This window comes from Qipengyuania sp. CAU 1752 (genome assembly GCF_054482615.1).
The window spans coordinates 282,925-299,651 of record NZ_JBTLRE010000001.1; the positions used below are offsets into that span (position 1 = coordinate 282,925).

At 63.2% G+C, this 16,727-nt stretch carries 13 protein-coding genes and 1 tRNA gene; 8 read left to right on the top strand and 6 right to left on the bottom strand.

Translation table 11 applies throughout. The features are described 5' to 3' along the window. Positions 1–145: 145 nt before the first annotated feature. The 3 genes from purH to rpe are packed head-to-tail and all read right to left on the bottom strand — an operon-like array spanning position 146 to position 4,259. A complete protein-coding gene (gene purH, locus ACXYL9_RS01300) occupies positions 146–1,732 on the bottom strand; it encodes a bifunctional phosphoribosylaminoimidazolecarboxamide formyltransferase/IMP cyclohydrolase (RefSeq protein ID WP_459039831.1) in 1,587 nt (528 codons plus the stop codon). A gap of 8 nt (positions 1,733–1,740) precedes the next feature. Further along, positions 1,741–3,534 carry a heparinase II/III family protein gene (locus tag ACXYL9_RS01305; protein ID WP_459039832.1) on the bottom strand — a complete coding sequence of 598 codons (1,794 nt, stop codon included), beginning with the start codon at positions 3,532–3,534 and terminating at the stop codon, positions 1,741–1,743. Between the two features lie 59 nt (positions 3,535–3,593). After that, positions 3,594–4,259, bottom strand: a complete 666-nt coding sequence (rpe, locus tag ACXYL9_RS01310; RefSeq protein WP_459037785.1) for a ribulose-phosphate 3-epimerase — start codon at positions 4,257–4,259, stop codon at positions 3,594–3,596. Between the two features lie 167 nt (positions 4,260–4,426). Between rpe and ACXYL9_RS01315 the strand changes: the two genes are divergently transcribed. The 4 genes from ACXYL9_RS01315 (at position 4,427) to ACXYL9_RS01330 (ending at position 9,479) form a co-directional block, all read left to right on the top strand. Continuing rightward, complete coding sequence (locus ACXYL9_RS01315; protein ID WP_459037786.1) at positions 4,427–4,693, top strand: PqqD family protein; 267 nt, start codon at positions 4,427–4,429, stop codon at positions 4,691–4,693. Positions 4,694–5,204: 511 nt separating this feature from the next. Beyond that, the gene (locus ACXYL9_RS01320) at positions 5,205–7,082 is read left to right on the top strand and encodes an asparagine synthase-related protein (protein ID WP_459037787.1); all 1,878 of its coding nucleotides are present in this window, start codon (positions 5,205–5,207) and stop codon (positions 7,080–7,082) included. A 54-nt stretch (positions 7,083–7,136) separates the two neighbouring features. Continuing rightward, positions 7,137–8,849: an ABC transporter ATP-binding protein gene (locus tag ACXYL9_RS01325; RefSeq protein WP_459037788.1), complete on the top strand. Its 1,713-nt coding sequence runs from the start codon at positions 7,137–7,139 to the stop codon at positions 8,847–8,849. Positions 8,850–8,981: 132 nt separating this feature from the next. Then, on the top strand, positions 8,982–9,479 hold the full coding sequence (locus ACXYL9_RS01330; RefSeq protein ID WP_459037789.1) for a DUF2141 domain-containing protein: 498 nt from the start codon (positions 8,982–8,984) through the stop codon (positions 9,477–9,479). On the opposite strand, the gene ACXYL9_RS01335 is transcribed toward ACXYL9_RS01330, so the two are convergent. Both ACXYL9_RS01335 and ACXYL9_RS01340 read right to left on the bottom strand, forming a co-directional pair. Continuing rightward, a complete protein-coding gene (locus ACXYL9_RS01335; RefSeq protein ID WP_459037790.1) occupies positions 9,470–10,390 on the bottom strand; it encodes a hypothetical protein in 921 nt (306 codons plus the stop codon). The two genes, ACXYL9_RS01330 and ACXYL9_RS01335, sit on opposite strands and share 10 nt — an antisense overlap. Then, positions 10,387–11,367 (bottom strand): diacylglycerol/lipid kinase family protein, encoded by a 981-nt coding sequence (locus ACXYL9_RS01340; protein WP_459037791.1) that lies wholly within the window; start codon positions 11,365–11,367, stop codon positions 10,387–10,389. The genes ACXYL9_RS01335 and ACXYL9_RS01340 overlap by 4 nt, the downstream gene beginning before the upstream one ends. A gap of 151 nt (positions 11,368–11,518) precedes the next feature. Between ACXYL9_RS01340 and ACXYL9_RS01345 the strand changes: the two genes are divergently transcribed. Continuing rightward, the gene (locus tag ACXYL9_RS01345; protein WP_459037792.1) at positions 11,519–13,057 is read left to right on the top strand and encodes a fatty acid--CoA ligase; all 1,539 of its coding nucleotides are present in this window, start codon (positions 11,519–11,521) and stop codon (positions 13,055–13,057) included. A gap of 79 nt (positions 13,058–13,136) precedes the next feature. Further along, on the top strand, positions 13,137–15,086 hold the full coding sequence (gene acs / locus ACXYL9_RS01350) for an acetate--CoA ligase (RefSeq protein WP_459037793.1): 1,950 nt from the start codon (positions 13,137–13,139) through the stop codon (positions 15,084–15,086). 35 nt (positions 15,087–15,121) lie between these two features. Here the strand turns inward: acs and ACXYL9_RS01355 are convergent. Then, positions 15,122–15,198, bottom strand: a tRNA-Arg gene (locus tag ACXYL9_RS01355). Between the two features lie 111 nt (positions 15,199–15,309). On the opposite strand from ACXYL9_RS01355, the gene ACXYL9_RS01360 reads away from it, so the two are divergent. Beyond that, positions 15,310–16,266, top strand: coding sequence for a hypothetical protein (locus ACXYL9_RS01360; protein ID WP_459037794.1), 957 nt, complete (start codon positions 15,310–15,312; stop codon positions 16,264–16,266). A gap of 37 nt (positions 16,267–16,303) precedes the next feature. Next, positions 16,304–16,702: a hypothetical protein gene (locus ACXYL9_RS01365; RefSeq protein ID WP_459037795.1), complete on the top strand. Its 399-nt coding sequence runs from the start codon at positions 16,304–16,306 to the stop codon at positions 16,700–16,702. Positions 16,703–16,727: the final 25 nt, after the last annotated feature.

A 16,727-nucleotide genomic window follows, 5' to 3' on the forward strand; every position in this document is an offset into this window, starting at 1 on the left:
TACCAGTCATTGTCCAGCTTTCAGTCCGTCACAGCCTATAGAACACGACCGTTTGCGGCCGGGTTAACGCCGTGGTTGTCTTCCGTTCATTCGGACACACTGCTGCAGAGGTTACATGCTGGATGGCGCGAGCGGGTTGCCTGGGTCAGTGGCGGAAGTGGCGCATCCCGGTGAAAACCATGGCCAGGCCCGCCTTGTTGGCAGCCTCGATAACTTCCTCGTCGCGGATCGAACCACCCGGCTGGATAACCGCGGTTGCCCCTGCTTCGGCGGCAGCCAGTAAGCCATCGGCGAAGGGGAAAAACGCGTCTGAGGCAACTGCGCTGCCAACCGTGCGAGGCTTGGCCCAGTCGTATTTCTCAGCCGCTTCAGCCGCTTTCATGGCGGCAATGCGCGAACTGTCGCGCCGGTTCATCTGGCCTGCACCGATACCCGCGGTCGCGCCATCCTTGGCATAGACGATGGCGTTGGATTTGACGTGCCGGGCCACGGTCCAGGCGAACAGGCAGTCCTGCAGTTCCTGCTCGGTCGGCGCGCGCTCCGTCACCACCTTTAGCTCGTCGGCCGACAGGGCGCCGTTGTCGCGGCTCTGGACCAGCAGTCCGCCTGTGATCGGCTTGATCGACAATCCGCCGCGGCGCGGTTCGGTCATGTCGCCGGTCAGCAGTAATCGCAGGTTCTTCTTCTTGGCAAAAACCGCGCGTGCTTCGTCGTCGGCAGCGGGCGCAACCACCACCTCGGTAAAGATCTGCGCAATGGCCTCGGCCGTGGGTCCGTCCAGCGTGCGGTTGACCGCAACAATCCCGCCAAAAGCCGAAACGCTGTCGCAGGCGAGCGCCGCTTCCCACGCCTCCAGCAAGCTGCCGGCCTGGGCCACACCGCATGGGTTGGCATGCTTGACGATCACCACCGCTGGATCGCCATCCCTGAACTCGGCACACAGTTCCAGTGCGGCATCGGCGTCGTTGTAATTGTTGTAGCTAAGTTCTTTGCCCTGGACCTGCTCGGCTTGCGCAATGCCGCGCGCATGGGGGCCGACGGGAGTATAGAGAGCCGCCTTCTGATGCGGATTCTCGCCATAGCGCAGTTCGACCGGGCTCTTGCCGTTGATCGCCAGCATTTCGGGAAACAGCTGGCCCTGGTCGGCAAAGGCAAACCACTGGCTGATCATCGAATCATAGGACGCGGTTGCGGAAAAAGCCTTGGCCGCGAGCCGCTTGCGAAATTCGAGCGTAGTCGCGCCGCCGTCGGCCATTTCTTCGAGCAGCGTATCATAATCGGCTGGGTCGGTGACGATGGCAACGAAAGCGTGGTTTTTGGCCGCACTGCGAACCATGCTGGGGCCGCCGATATCGATATTCTCGATGATCTCGTCACGTCCGGCACCGCGCATCACGGTGGCTTCGAACGGATAGAGATTGACCACCACCAGGTCGATCGAGCCGATTCCGTGCTCCTCCATCGCGCTGGCGTGTTCGGGATTGTCGCGCACCGCCAACAGCCCGCCATGGACCTTTGGATGAAGCGTCTTGACCCGTCCGTCCATCATCTCGGGAAAGCCGGTCAAATCGGAGATGTCCATCACCTCAAGCCCGGCTTCGCGCAATGCCGCTGCCGTGCCGCCGGTCGACACGAGTTCAACCCCGTGCTCTGCCAGTTTGCGGCCGAGATCCACCAATCCGGTCTTGTCGGACACTGAAAGCAGCGCCCGCTTGATCACCACTGCGGTCATCGCGTGAATTACCCCATCTGTTTGAGCAGCCACGAGAAATTCCCGCCGCTGCGTGATGTCATGCCCTGCACGACCAATTGCTCGATCGGCTGTGGGCGGCCATTTCCGTCAACCCACAGGCTCTCCTCGATCGCAACTTCGCCAGCGAAATCGCCGCTCACTCGGAACTGCCACAGCCGCCCGTCGGGCAGCGCCAGTCCAGCCCCCTTGCGGTCTTCGGCGGGACGCAATTCGATGCCGGGACCGATGTGGAAGCGGATGGCAAAGCCGATCTTGCCGCGTTTACCGCGCTTGCCGAACGGCAATAACACGTCCTCGCCGAGAAGTTCGGTACCGTCGTCGCGCAAGGCGAGGATGCGGCGGTGGACGAGGCCAAAGCGCTGGGCGTAGCCGTCATGGCTTGCCTCTAGCCGCGTCGCGGTGCCGCGCCCGGTGCCGATGGTACGGCGGTCGATTTCGACCTCGTTGACCCCGGCCCCCAACTTGCCCTTGATCAGCACCGCAGTGGAATTGGCATCGTCGAGCACCAGCGTCGAATGGGCCGCGGTGGCCCTGAGCCCCTGCTCGATCCGCAGGGGAACCTGGCCACCGGCAAAGGCCGATCCGCCGCAATTTACGATGATGCGCTGGCCGGCACTCGACAGCTCGAACGCCAAGGTGGAAGCGCACCCGGCTCGGGCATGTCGGGGGAGCGGAGGCGGGGCGGCATCGAACTGCAGAACAGTCTTGTCGCCAGTGGCACGCTGGAAGCCCCACTGCCGCACGTCCTTGAGCGGGCGCGTTCGCACCCCGCTGGCACGAACGAGCCCGGTGATTTTCTCGGCGGAGACGGCGCCGGATCCCTGCCAGCTTCCCAGCCCTGCTTCGCCGTGCATCAAGGTGAGAAGCGGTGGGACCAGCAGGGCCATCATCCCCGTCACCGTCTCCGGCGGGTCACGTTTCACTGCCTTGTAGCAGGCTGAAAGTTCAACCAGCAGCGCCAGCGCATCCATCTGCGCCAGCGGGCTGCGGGACAAGACTCCGCCATCCTCGGCCACTAGGTCCCCCAGAGCATTGGCTAGACCTGCCTCGGCGTAGAGCCGCCGCGGCTTGCCGTCCGACAGCAGCAGGCCGGCCGCGACGAGTGCAGTCCACCCTGTTACTTCGCCCAGCCCATCCGCCGCGTTGCCGACATTGCGGTCAAGCCAGCGGGCGCTTTCACTGATCGCCGTGAGCGTCCGGCCGCGCAGGCGATCTTCGGTCATCAACAGCGGCGCGTGGACCAGCCACGTAAGCAATCGGTGCCCGACCTGTTCGACCTCCCACGCCGCCGCCTTGCCCGGCTTGGGATTGGCGTCGAGCCACGCGGTGTGAATCCGCGTCGCTACTGGCACCGCCTGTTCGCGCGAGCAGCAACCGGCGAGGTCGCGTAGCCAGCCATATCCATGCACGGCACGCTCGAACGGAGGAGTGAGCTTGGCGCTGGCAGATGCGAAATCGAGCTGTCCGATCGGAGCCTTGACCCCGTGGACGAGGAAGTGACCTGCCCTGAGCGCAATTCCTGCCGACCTTTCCCCCGCCAGCGGCGTATCGACCGTCGCCACCAACCGCGAGCCCGAGCTCTTGCGCAGTGGTGAAGTCAGGGTCTTGCCCGGCACGCCGACCCGGTAGGCCAGGCGCAGCAACCGCTCTCCGGGGCTCAGGCGTGGAGCCGCCAGGTCGAGAGGAACGAGCGCGCGCGAAGGTTCCAGCACCCGTTCGGCGACCCGGTGCTCGTTTGTCCGCGACGGCTCTTCTGCCAGATCATCGAGCGGAATGGCCATCTGCTCGGCCGGAGCGGCGGTCTCCGCATCGGACCTAATCGTCCGGGCGTCTGCTTCGCTCACGCCGCTATTCCCTTCAGCGCCCGGATGTTGGGGGCATATTGGCCCGAACCGCCTTTGAAAGTGGCCGAACCGGCGACCAGCACATCGGCGCCAGCGTTCACACATTGCCGTGCGGTCTCGGGGTTGACGCCGCCATCTACCTCGAGGTGGATGTCGCGCCCACTGGCATCAATCCGCTTGCGGATGGCCTCGATCTTGCCAAGCTGGCTGTCGATGAAACTTTGTCCGCCGAACCCTGGATTGACACTCATCACCAGCACCAGGTCAGCCAGGTCGATCAGATAGTCGAGCACTTCGACCGGAGTGCCCGGATTGAGCACGACGCCCGCTTTCTTGCCGAGCGCGCGAATGGCCTGCAACGTGCGGTGGATATGCGGTCCGGCCTCGGGGTGCACGGTAATGATGTCCGCCCCAGCCTCGGCGAAGGCTTCGAGATAGGGATCAATAGGCGAGATCATGAGATGGACGTCGAAGGGCTTGTCGGTATGCGGCCGCAGCGCCTTCACCACCGCCGGACCGATGGTAATGTTGGGGACAAAATGCCCGTCCATCACGTCGACATGGATCCAGTCGGCCCCCGCCTCGTCGATAGCGCGAACCTCTTCGCCAAGGCGCGAAAAATCGGCCGAGAGAATCGAAGGGGAGATGAGCGGTGTAACCATATCTTGTGCGTTCAGGGGCCGATCCATCACAATATGCGTGCCTGCGCTGTAGCGCGGCAGCCAGCCAGCAAACAGCCGCGGCCGCGCCTTTTCCACACCACAACCGCGCCGTGCCGCCGGAACGAGCGTGCTTTGCAAATCTTTCGGACCGAGATAAACGCGGCGCCATGGCGAAAATCTCGAAAATCAACGCGGCCTTCATTGAAACCCAGGTGGACGATGAAGTCGTCATCGTCAGCCTTGAAGAAGGTCATTTCTTCTCACTGAAAGAAACAGGCCTGGCGATCTGGCGTCTGATCGACGGCGAGCGAGATCGCGATGCAATCCTGGCGGCGCTGCAAGGCGAGTTCGATGCACCCGCAGGGGTGCTGGCAGCCGATCTTGATACGTTTCTGGCCGACATCGCATCGGTCGGATTCGTGGCCCAGGCATAGGATCTGGAACCTATCAGGGGGCTAGCATCGGGTTTGTTCGCAATGCCTCGTTTCCAATTAGTTGTAACGCAACGAAGTTTGGGTTAAGTGCGGCGTGAAGCATTACAAAGGGCCTATTAGGTGACTGATAAAATGAACAATGAAAGCCGCAATTGGACCAAGCCCAGGCTGGTTCGCCTTGGCGACCTGCGGGACGTTGCGGGCAAACCGACCCCGAGAGCGCAGGCAGTAAACACGAAATCGTAACTTCGGCATTCGGCAGCGGTCGATCCGCTGCCGGGTCGAGGTCTGCCCCGATCGATGAATCATATGCGGGAATCCATGCCCGCCAGCTTTAAATCTCGCTGACGAGGCCACCTGGCAATTTTTTGCTCCGGGTGCCCCTTTTAGCAGGCGTAACCACAATCCCTGTTTGAAATATCTGCCGGTCGCACCTAGCGCATCCGTCAATAAGGTCCGGCACCAGACGTCAGTTCGGGCCGGCTTGGATTGGTGACACGGGAAGACCGACATGCTCGCTGCTTTCCAGCTTGGCGCAGAGCGGAGCAAGTTTCGCAGGGACGCCATGGACGCCTGGCTGAAGAGCCACGGCCAGACCCCGACCCATGTAGGCAATGCCGCCTGGCACGTCGCATGTTCGAGCGAGCGGGTCTCCACCTCCCAGACCACTGCCCTTGATGGCTGGATCGACAATGCTGCGGAGCTGGCAGAACGGCTTTCGCTCGACTCGACTGATCCCGCCTCGATCTACGATGCCGCGCTTGCGCAGTGGGGCCACCAGGCCGACGAACACATCATCGGACATTACGCGGCGATCACGCTGCTGGCCCAGGGGCGCATTCGCATCGCCCGGTCGCCCCTCTACGCCGCGCCGCTCAGCTACGCACGGACCGGCCAATCCTGGCTTGTCGGCAGCCTCCCATCGGCGCTTTTCAGCATGGGGCTGGAGCGCGCTATCGACTGGGATGGTCTCACGGACCAGCTGGCGATGGACATCCGGGATGATCGCTCGGTACCGAACTATCAGGGGGTCGAGCGCCTCCCCATGGGCAGTTATGCCTTGCTCGAAGCCGGAGGTGTTTCGCTCGAGCGCTGGTATCGCAACCGTCCGCTTCCCACCGTTCCGCAGGCGAGTGACGAGGACCATGTCGCGCAAGTTGCCAGATTGCTCGACGAGGCAAGCCGCGCTGCCATGCGAGCAGCGCGCAAGCCTGCTCTCGCGCTATCGGGTGGTCTCGATTCCCCGATGGTGGCCGATGCCCTGATCCCGCACCTTCCACCTGGTGAGAAACTGCACGGACTGACATTCGTCCCGCTCGACAATCCCCATCGCGTCGAGATCCCGGGCATGATGTCCGACGAGTGGCCGATCGTCGAACGCTTCGCTGCCGGCAAGCCGCAGCTCGAGGCGCATCGGGTTGATCCATCGCCGGGCGGCTTCGATTTCCGGTTTCGGGAGGTTGCAGCGATCGCCGGCGTGTTTGTGCCAGGACTGGCCAATTACGGTCCCTATCACGGCGTGTGGGACCACGCGCGCAAGCTTGGATGCGACTGGCTGTTCACGGCCGACCTCGGCAACCAGTCGTTCAGCGCCGATGGCGAATGGGCCTATGCAGAAGATTTCGCACGAGGCCGCTGGATCCGGATGATCCGGAATATTGCCGGGCGCGAGGACGATCCCCGGCCGCTCTGGCGAAAGGTTCTCGCGCTGGGAATGCTGCCCCATCTACCGCGGCCGATCCGCCACAAACTGCAATCGATGATCCATCCCGAGCGCAGCAATGCGCTGCACTGGAATTCGCTGCTGACCAAGGAAGCGCAGGCGCAGTATCGAAGTCGCTCCCGCCAGCGCGGCTCGACCCCGGTCTGGGAAGGCTTTGCCTTTCCGCGCAACAGGAAAGACGCGGCCCGCCGCGATCTAGAGTGGGAGGATCGCGAACTGAGCGAGGTCTTCCTAGCGCTCGAATTGCAATATGGTTTGCGGCTGCGCGACGTCACTGCCTACCGTCCTCTGGTTGAATATTGCATGGCCCTGCCCACGCACATGTTCATCCGCGACGGCGAACATCGCTATCTGGCGCGGCAACTGGCAAAGGGGCGTATGCCCGAGGAACAGCGGCTCGAGATCCGCAATGGAAATCACGGTGCCGACTGGCATGAGCGGCTGGCGCCGCGCTTGCAGGAATTGCGTGACTATACTGCGGCCATCGAGAACCATCCGCGATTGTCCAAACTGCTCGATACCGCGAAGATGCGCCGCATGATCGACGAATTTCCCGAAACGGCGAGCGACGACAACTTCGAGCTCATGCCCTATCTGCAGTGCTTCGTGCAGAGTTTCCTGGCGGCGAAGTATGTCGGACTGGTGGAAGGGCGCAATGACCTGTGAGGGGATCGAGAAGCCGGCGGCGGTGATGGCCGGGCCTGGCGACGGGGCGCTCGAATGACGCGCAGCCCGCTCTCGATCCTGCTGTCGATTGCCGACCGCAGGCAAGTGGGGGCTATCGTCGGTCTGGCCGCTCTGGGATCGCTGACCGAGGGGATCGGTTTCGTCCTGCTGGTCCCGCTTCTGGCGGTGATGGTGGAAGACACCGACCCCGGCGGGTTCGCGAGCCCGGTGATGCGCTGGTTCGAACTGGAAGGTTGGGCGCCAGACCTTGGCCTCCTGCTGGCAGGATTTGCCCTGCTGGTCACGGTTCGGGCCGGACTCGATTACGTACGGGTCATCGTTTCGGAGCGGCAGGCGATCGCCATTGTCGACACCATGCGCGCTCGGGCGTTCCGATCCCTGCTGGCGGCCGACTGGCGGACCTTGTCGCGGATGCGGCAGAGCGAGAACCGGGCCTTGCTCATTTCCGAAATCGACCGGGCCGCGATTGCCATCGATCAGCTCGCCACGATGGTTCGCATCGCGATAGGGCTGCTGGCCGTCGGCCTCGCCGCGCTGGCCATTTCGCCGCTGGTGGCGGTGACCGGCGTGATGATCGGCAGCATCGTCATCCTGCTCTATGGCGGGCTGCGGCGCCGGGCGCGATCGCTGGGGGAGGCATTGGGCATGCAATATCGGCAGGTCCATGGCCTGCTCGATGAAAATCTCGACGCATTGCGCGTGATCAAGAGCTTCGGAGCCGAGGCCTCGGCCGAGCGCCGGGTCGTCGGCGAATTCGAAATCCTGCGCGATGTGCGGTTGCGGTTCATCGCCGATACGCTGCGCGCCCAGGCCCTGCTGCAGACCGGAGCGGCTGTTGTCGCAGCAGTGCTGGTCTGGCTCGCTATCGCGCAGTGGCAGGTGGCGGCAATCGTCATCCTGCCGCTGGTGGCCTTGTTCGCCCGCGCGCTTCCGCAGCTCGGAACGCTTCTGGGTTGCTGGCAGGTCTATATCCACGCCGCGCCCGCCGTGGTCGCCGCCGATCGCCTGATCCGCGAGGCCGAAGGTGCTGCCGAACGCCTGCCCGACACCGTGACAGAAGCACCACGCATGGTTAGTTCCCTCGAGCTCAGGAACATCTCGCTCGCGCATCGGGAGGGAATTGCGACGCTGGAGGACATTTCGCTGGAGCTGGCAGCGGGAGAGACAGTTGCGTTGGTTGGCCCCTCGGGCGCAGGCAAGAGCACCTTGGCTGATGTCATTGGCGGACTTGCTGCACCTGACGGCGGGACGCTTCTCATCGACGGCCAGCCACTCGATCCTGCGCAGCGTCATGCCTGGCGGCGAAACGTTGCCTATGTCGACCAGCAACCGATCCTGTTCCACGGTAGCATCCGGGACAACCTGCTGTGGGCAACACCCGGTGCGAGCGATCAGCGTTTGCAGGAAGTGCTGGATATGGCGGCCGCCGGTTTCGTCTCCGACCTTCCCGGTGGGCTCGATTGCCAGGTCGGCGAAGGCGGACGGCAATTGTCCGGTGGCGAGCGTCAGCGCATCGTCCTGGCCCGGGCGCTGTTGCGCGATCCGGCCCTGCTGATCCTTGACGAAGCGACCAGCGCACTCGACCGCGCGTCGGACCAAGCCGTCGCATCTGCAATCGCCGGCCTTGCGGGGCGTAGGACCATCCTGATTATCGGCCATCGCGGCGCCCTCACTGACAGCGCGCCACGCCGAATCACACTTGTCGACGGGCGTATCGCCGGCGATGAGTTGGTGAGCGCCTCCTGATCCTGCAGGTGAACTGCCGGGCAGGTTCAGGGGCAATTCACGCGAATCCGGCTAGAAAACCGGCAAATCGCGGTTGGATCTGCGAAAACGCAACAATAGGGACCGGGCGCGCAAGCGAGCCGGGATGGACAAATGACATCAATCAAGGGGATCGCCGTTGGCGCGACGGCTGCGATGCTGGCAGTTGCCGGGATCGCCGCGCCTGCCCAGGCGCAATATCGCCAGAAAATCAGCAACGACATGTCCAAGTGCAGCGCGGGGGCAGGTCCTGCGGTGAGAGTCACGGTGACCGGCGTCAAGTCCTCATCCGGGGTCGTGCGTGTCCAGTCCTATCGCGGCACCAAGGCCGACTGGCTCGAAACGGGCCGCTGGATATATCGCATGGAGGCTCCGGCGCGTGCAGGCACGATGACCTTTTGCATGCCCGTGCCTGAAACCGGGACCTACGCCATCGCCGTGCGGCACGACATGAACGGCAATGGCAAGACCGACCTGCGCGCCGATGGCGGGGCCATGTCCAACAACCCCTCGATCAACATCTTCAACCTCGGCAAGCCGAGCTACACCAAGACCCGCTTCGATGTCGGTCCCGGTGTCGTGCCGATCAGCGTTGAAATGCGCTATTTCTGATTGGTCGGCGCGCTGGACCGCGCGGTCTTCCTCGCCCGCATGACTTCGATCAGCGCACCCGGGGCTGCCAGGAGCGGATGTTTCTCCCTGAACGGGGTTACCTCGATCGGCACCCCGGTATGCCTTTCGACCTTCCACGCGGCGTAGAGTGCAGCGCCCTCGAAAGTGGTGGTGGCCTTGACCAGCCGCAGCAGGTTCAAGGGTTTACCGAGCCGGCGTCGCCTGCGCCACCAGAGCAATATTGCCCGGCGGTGGCCTGCGTCCATGCGCGGCGTGATAAGGCCTTCCTCCAGAGTGAAGGCAATTTCCTGCGCCTTGAGCGCGATCGGCAGCAGCCCGTCGAAATGCACCGCATGGGTGTCCAGAATCGAGTCCTCGCGACCAGCCTTCTCGACCCGGAATTCGGCCTCGTATGTGGCGGCGAACAAGGCTCGCCAATATTCTCGCTCGGTGCCGCACTCCGGTCCCAGCGCCACGGCCAGCCTGGCCGCGGTCTGCACAGCCGAGCTGATCGCGTCGATCACCGGGTCAATCAGTGGTTCGCCTGCCAGCCACGCCAGCGCGCTCGGCTGCACGAACCGCGCCCAGATCGTTGTATCTCGGCTCTTGCCCCGACAGGCCTTGTCGAATTGTTCGAGGCTCATCGCGGCGACCTTGGCGCGGAGCACCACGCCATCTTCCTCGCGCTCGTGGTAGCTTACCCTCGGCCAGATCCGATCGACCTGCCGCCCCGGCAACAAGAGGTAGAAATCGAGAACGCCTTCGAGTGAACCCGTGCGCAAGTTGGAGCCGTAGAAAAGCGCTGACATCGCTCCTGCATCTTGTGCCAGCGCCTCGGCAAAACGCGCTACTTCGGGCCTCACTTCCTGCTGCAACTGCGCAGATACGCGTGCGGCAAGCGCCCCGGTCATGGCACGACGAAGTTCAGCAACGGGCCCGGCGTCACGCAATAGCGGCCGGGGGCGAAAACTTCGCCGTCGAGAATAAACCTGTCGCCAAGGTCGAGCTCGATCCGGTCGGCCGAGCGGCGATGCAGTCCGGCCTCCACCAGCCGTTCCGAGTGATTACCCCGCAGAACCCATGGCATCTGTGCGACAATCCGCCGCCGCAAATGATCAATCACGGCGATCCGCAAGGGGCCTTCGGCATCGCCAAAGGGTTTGAGCCCGGCCGGAAAGCGCGACAGCGACGACAGGAAGATCATCGCCCGCCAGCGCGGATCGCCGTAGCGGCTGCGCTCCAGCTCGGCCATCGGCTCGCCGAGGAGGATACGCGCCTCCACCCCGCGCCGCCACGGATTTTGGTCGCCCCCGAACAGCGCCTGGGTCACGCCCCAGACCGTGGTCATGGCGACCGCGAGGCTGTCAAAGGCACCGACCTTGTGGGCGTCCTGCCCGCTCTCGATCGCGGCGAGGAATACGCCTGCGCCCAAGATGAAGCCAAGCCGCGTCAGTTCCTTGCCATCCATCGGCTCGAGCACCATCGGTCTCCGCTGCACGCGGCGTCCGTCGCGATGTGCGATGATGGCTTCTTCGAGCGACCAGTTCTTGGGCATTTCCAGATCGATTGTCAGCGCGTTGGTCTTGCCGCGTGGGAGCACGGCGATATCAGGCCACTTGTCGCCGAATACCATCGCGCCACCGGTCAGCGCATCGCGGACGGTCCCGTCGCCGCCATTGATGACAAGCAATTCCACCCCGCTATCGACGAAACGCTGCATCGCATCCTTGAGATCGCGCCGCCGGCGCGGTTGCTCGACCCGAATGACCGGGTAATCCGGTTCGACAATGGCGGAGTCGCGATTGCGATGACTGCGCGGGTTATACAGCACGCCGGTGACCGGCAGGCCGGGCATATCAGACAGCTTGACGGGCGCATGGGCAGTCATGACTTCACCTGCATGGCGCGAATTACCCGCACGGGCCAGTGCAAATTGGGCGTAATGCGCCAATAATCTGCGGCTTTGACTGCAAAGCGCTGCCCGCGCACATTGGTCGCAAAGGGCAACCGATTCGGCTGCCGAGGGAGAGCACCCAGCCATGATCACGCAGCCTGTATATTCAACCTTTGGCGAGGCACTGGCCGATCATGCCACGAACCAGCCGCAGCAGGCGGCGCTGCGGTTCGGGACCCGCGTCACTGACTACGCCACCATGGATCGGCACGTGACGAAGATCGCCAATGGCCTTGCAGCCAAGGGTTGCAAGAAGGGTGACCGCATCGCCTATCTGGGCAAGAACAGCGATCTCGCAGTCGAGCTAACGCTCGCCTGTGCACGGGGCGGGTTCGTCAATGTGCCGATTATCTGGCGACTGGCGCCCGCCGAGGTCGCATTCATCACCAATGATGCCGGCGCAGACCTGTTGTTCGTCGAGGAAGGGTTCGAGAGCGTGCCGTTCGAAGGCGAGAAGATCGTCATGGAACGCGAATTCGAGATATGGCGCGATGCCCAGCCGGACTCGTCCATAGCCACAGAGGTCAACGCAAAGGACCCGTTCCTGCAGCTCTACACCTCCGGCACGACAGGAATGCCGAAAGGCGTAGTGCTGAGCCATGCCAACGGCACCTCGATGCGGCCAATCCTGCAAGAAAACGATATCTATTGGTACTGTGCCGAGCCCGGCAGTTCGTTGATCCTGGCCATGCCTTATGGACACATCGCCGGGGTCGGTTCGGCCTGCGGAGCCATGCTTTCGGGGCAGCAATTGATCATCCACGCCGAGTTCGACCCCGCATTGGCCATCAGTGATATTCGCGAACACCGCGTCGAATGGATTTTCCTGGTGCCCGCCGCGATCCGCATCCTGCTTTCGCATCCCGATGCCGAAGGGGCCGATTTCAGCTCAATCAAGGGACTGACCTATGGCGCGAGCCCGATCCCGCTCGACCTGCTCAAGGAAGGTGTCGAACGGCTGAAATGCGAATTCGCACAGCTATACGGCATGACCGAGACCTATGGCACGGTCTCGACCTTGCCGCCCGACGATCATCGCCCGGGACGCGAAAGGGTAATGCGCAGCGCCGGCAAGGCCCTGCCAGGCAACGAAATCCGCATCCTCGACGAGAATCTGGAGCCGCTGCCCGCCGGCCAGATAGGCGAAGTCGCGATCAAGGGGCCGACCGTCATGCTTGGTTATTGGAACCGGCCGGAGGAAACCGCCAAAACCTTGATCGGTGATGGCTGGCTTCGCACAGGGGATGCCGGAATCCTCGACGAGGAGGGCTATCTCTACATCCAGGACCGAATCAAGGACATGATCATCTCGGGCGGCGAGAACATCTACCCGGCCGAGGTCGAAAGCGCACTGTTCGGACACCAGGATGTCGCCGATGTCGCGGTGATCGGCGTGCCCGACGATAAATGGGGCGAGGCCGTCAAGGCGGTGGTCGTCGCCAAGCCCGGCACCTCGCCCGATCCAGACTCCATTATCGCCCATGCGCGCGAGCGGATTGCCGGATTCAAATGCCCCAAGACTGTCGAATTCGTCGAGGCTCTGCCGCGCAACCCGTCGGGCAAAATCCTGCGCCGTGAACTGCGCGCGCCACATTGGGAAGGCAGGGAACGCGGGGTTAACTGATCTGGCCGGGTTGCCGCCCTGATTGTAGCGTGGACTGGCCGCATTGATATCTCGAAGTCGAAAGAAGGACCTGCGCGAAATGACCGACGTGATCCACCATGATGAACTGGTTCCGCGGCCACAAAGCGCCATGGACGGCACGCATTGCACGACCGCCCAGTATGACGCGCTATACGCGCGCAGCATCGATGACAGCGATGCCTTCTGGGCTGAGCAGGCGCAGCGGCTCGACTGGATCGAGCAGCCTGCCCGAATAGCCAATTGGAGCTTCGACCCGGTCGACATTCGCTGGTTCGAGGACGGTAGGCTCAACATCTGCCACAACGCGGTCGACCGCCATGTCGAGGCCGGTCGTGGAGATCGCATCGCCATCATTTTCGAGCCCGACGATCCGGCAGGCGACGTCCGCACTTTGACCTATGCCGAGTTGCAGGGCGAAGTGATCCTGATGGCCAATACGCTCGCAAAATTGGGCGTGGTCAAAGGCGACCGGGTCACCATCTACATGCCGATGATCCCCGAAGGCGCGGTGGCAATGCTTGCCTGCGCGCGGATCGGCGCGGTGCATTCGGTTATCTTCGGCGGTTTTTCACCTGATGCCATCGCCGGCCGGGTCGAGGATTGCCAGAGCGACTGGATCGTCACCGCCGACGAAGGCCTGCGGGGCGGCAAGGCCATCCCGCTTAAGGCCAATGTCGATGCCGCGCTAGAGAAAGTCGCGGTAAAGGGTGTGCTGGTGGTCCGCCACACCGGCGGCGATGTTGCCATGCGCGACGGGCGCGACCACTGGTATCACGAGTTCTCGCAAGGCGTTTCGGACGAATGTGCCTGCGAACCAATGCAGGCCGAAGATCCTCTCTTCATCCTCTACACCTCGGGTTCGACCGGCAAGCCCAAGGGCGTTCTCCACACCACCGGTGGCTATGCTGTGTGGACCGAGACCACCTTCCGCTATGTCTTCGATTATCGCGAGGGCGAGGTTTACTGGTGCACCGCCGACATCGGCTGGGTCACCGGGCACAGCTATATCGTCTATGGTCCGCTGCAGAACGGGGCTACCGCGCTGATGTTCGAAGGCGTGCCCAATTTTCCCGACTACGACCGCTTCTGGGAGGTCTGCGACAAGCACAAGGTCAACATCTTCTACACCGCGCCGACCGCGATCCGCGCGCTGATGCGCGAGGGCGATCGGCATGTAAAAAAGCACGACCTGTCCTCGCTTCGCCTGCTCGGCAGCGTTGGAGAGCCGATCAATCCTGAAGCCTGGCGCTGGTACCATGAAACCGTCGGCAAGGGCCGCGTCCCGATCATCGACACCTGGTGGCAGACCGAGACCGGCGGCTGCATGATCACGACGCTGCCCGGCGCGCACGACATGAAGCCTGGCAGCGCCGGCCTGCCCTTTTTCGGCGTGCGCCCGCAACTGGTCGATAATGACGGCGCGGTCCTGGAGGGTGCGGCCGAGGGAAATCTCGCCATTACCCATAGCTGGCCCGGCCAGGCGCGGTCCGTCTACGGCGACCATGACCGCTTCGTGCAGACCTATTTCAGCACCTATCCGGGCAAGTATTTCACCGGTGATGGCTGTCGCCGCGATGATGACGGCTACTACTGGATCACCGGCCGGGTCGACGATGTGATCAATGTCTCGGGCCACCGCATGGGCACCGCCGAAGTCGAAAGCGCGCTGGTGCTACACCCGCACGTTTCCGAGGCTGCTGTTGTCGGCTACCCGCACGATATCAAGGGGCAGGGCATCTATTGCTACGTCACATTGATGGAGGGGCAGGAACCTTCCGACGAACTCGCCGCCGAATTGCGGCAATGGGTACGCAAGGAAATTGGCCCGATCGCAACGCCCGACCAATTACACTTCACCCCGGCCCTGCCCAAAACCCGCAGCGGCAAGATCATGCGCCGCATCCTGCGCAAGATCGCCGAGAACGAATTCAGCGCACTCGGCGACACCTCGACCCTTGCCGACCCGAGCGTTGTCGAGAGCCTAATCGAGGGACGGCAGGTGCGCTAATGGTGATGTGCGCGCCGGTCAGTGCTGAGGAAAACTGGCGCACCCGACAGGATTCGAACCTGTGACCTCTGCCTTCGGAGGGCAGCGCTCTATCCAGCTGAGCTACGGGTGCCGGTCGCGCGAGGCGAGCGGGGCACCTAGCAGAGCGATTTAAGCCTTGCCAATGATAAAAGCGCGGCCTGCGGCTTGCAAAGCGCGTGGGCGCGTGGCTAACGGCGCGGCGATGGAAGCTTCGCACAGACCCGACCCGATGCTGGCGCGTTCCGTCATCGTCACGGGCACACATTATTCGACCACCACACTGGTCGGCGCGCTGCTCCAGACGGCCCCCGAATTCCACCTGCTGCACGAGCCACTCAATCCCCAACCCACCTTGAGCTATGATTCGCTCAAGCCACCGCGCTGGTATGAGTATTACGACGCCAGCCGCTATGACGAATTGCACGACGCACTGGCGCGCCTGCTCCGGCGCGGCCCGGTCCTGCCCGAGACAGCCCGCCGCCTGGCAAGAGCCCGCACGAGACAGGAACTGGGGCAAGCGCTGCGTTATCTCCAGCGGCGGCTGCCAAGCGTGGTGTCCCGGCGACCGGCCATCTTCAAGGACCCCTTCCTCGCTTTTAGCGCGCATAATTTACAGGAACAGGCAGGGCTGAAGGTGGTGTGGTGCCTGCGCCATCCAGGGGCGTTTGCAGAAAGTTTCATACGCAAGACAGAGGGTTTTCCGTTCGAGGATCTCGCCAGCCAGCCGGCCCTGCTCGACATGATGGATGACGACGCCGAGCAGGTTCTGGCGTTCGCCCGCGAAAGGCAACCGGCTTGCAAGCAGGCAGCACTGTTGTGGCGGGTGGTCAACGGCTTTGCCGAACGGCACCTGCTGGCCAATTCGCGCACCGCCAGCGTGCGGCAGGAAGACTTCATCGATTCCCGCGAGGATACCGCCAAGCGCTTGCTGACATTTGTCGGCGGCTCGCGGACACCGGCGCTACGACGGTTCATGGAGGACAAGTTCGGTTCGGCCGAAATCGACCAGGGCAGCGGCTCCTATACCAAGCGCGATCCGCGCATGGCGGCAGAGAAATGGCGCGGTCGCCTTTCTCGGGAAGACGCCGCAATCGTCAGGGAAATGACCGGCCCCCTGGCCGCCCGGCTCGGCTATGGCGAGGACAGCTGGTCGCGTTAGCGATTTGGCAAGCGGTGGCAGGCTATGCCGCGTAGTCATGAACGCCCATCAACAGCCTTTCTCCGCGACCCTCAGTCCCAGTGCGCGCACTCCCGAGCAATCGCTAAGCGTACAATGGACCGCGCTGCATGATGCCGCAGCGGCAGTCGCCGAGCTTGCCGGCATCACTGTTGAGAGGCCAACTCCACAGGTGCGCAACTTTCCGGCCCTGATTAAGGATGTCGGCGGTTGGCGCTTCGAGCTGGCGGGCGATCTCGTCGGCGACCTTGCGGCGATAATGCGGCCAGGCCTGACCGCCTTGCTGGCGGTCAACGCCCGCGGGCAAGACGCATCGATTGCGGCACTCACACTATGGCGCGAATATCTCCATGCGCGAACCGCAGTTCTTGCGCTGGTTCCCGAAAGCGGATCCATGGGACCGCGTCGCAGCGCTTGACTTTCGTTCGCCATCTGTTCCAACT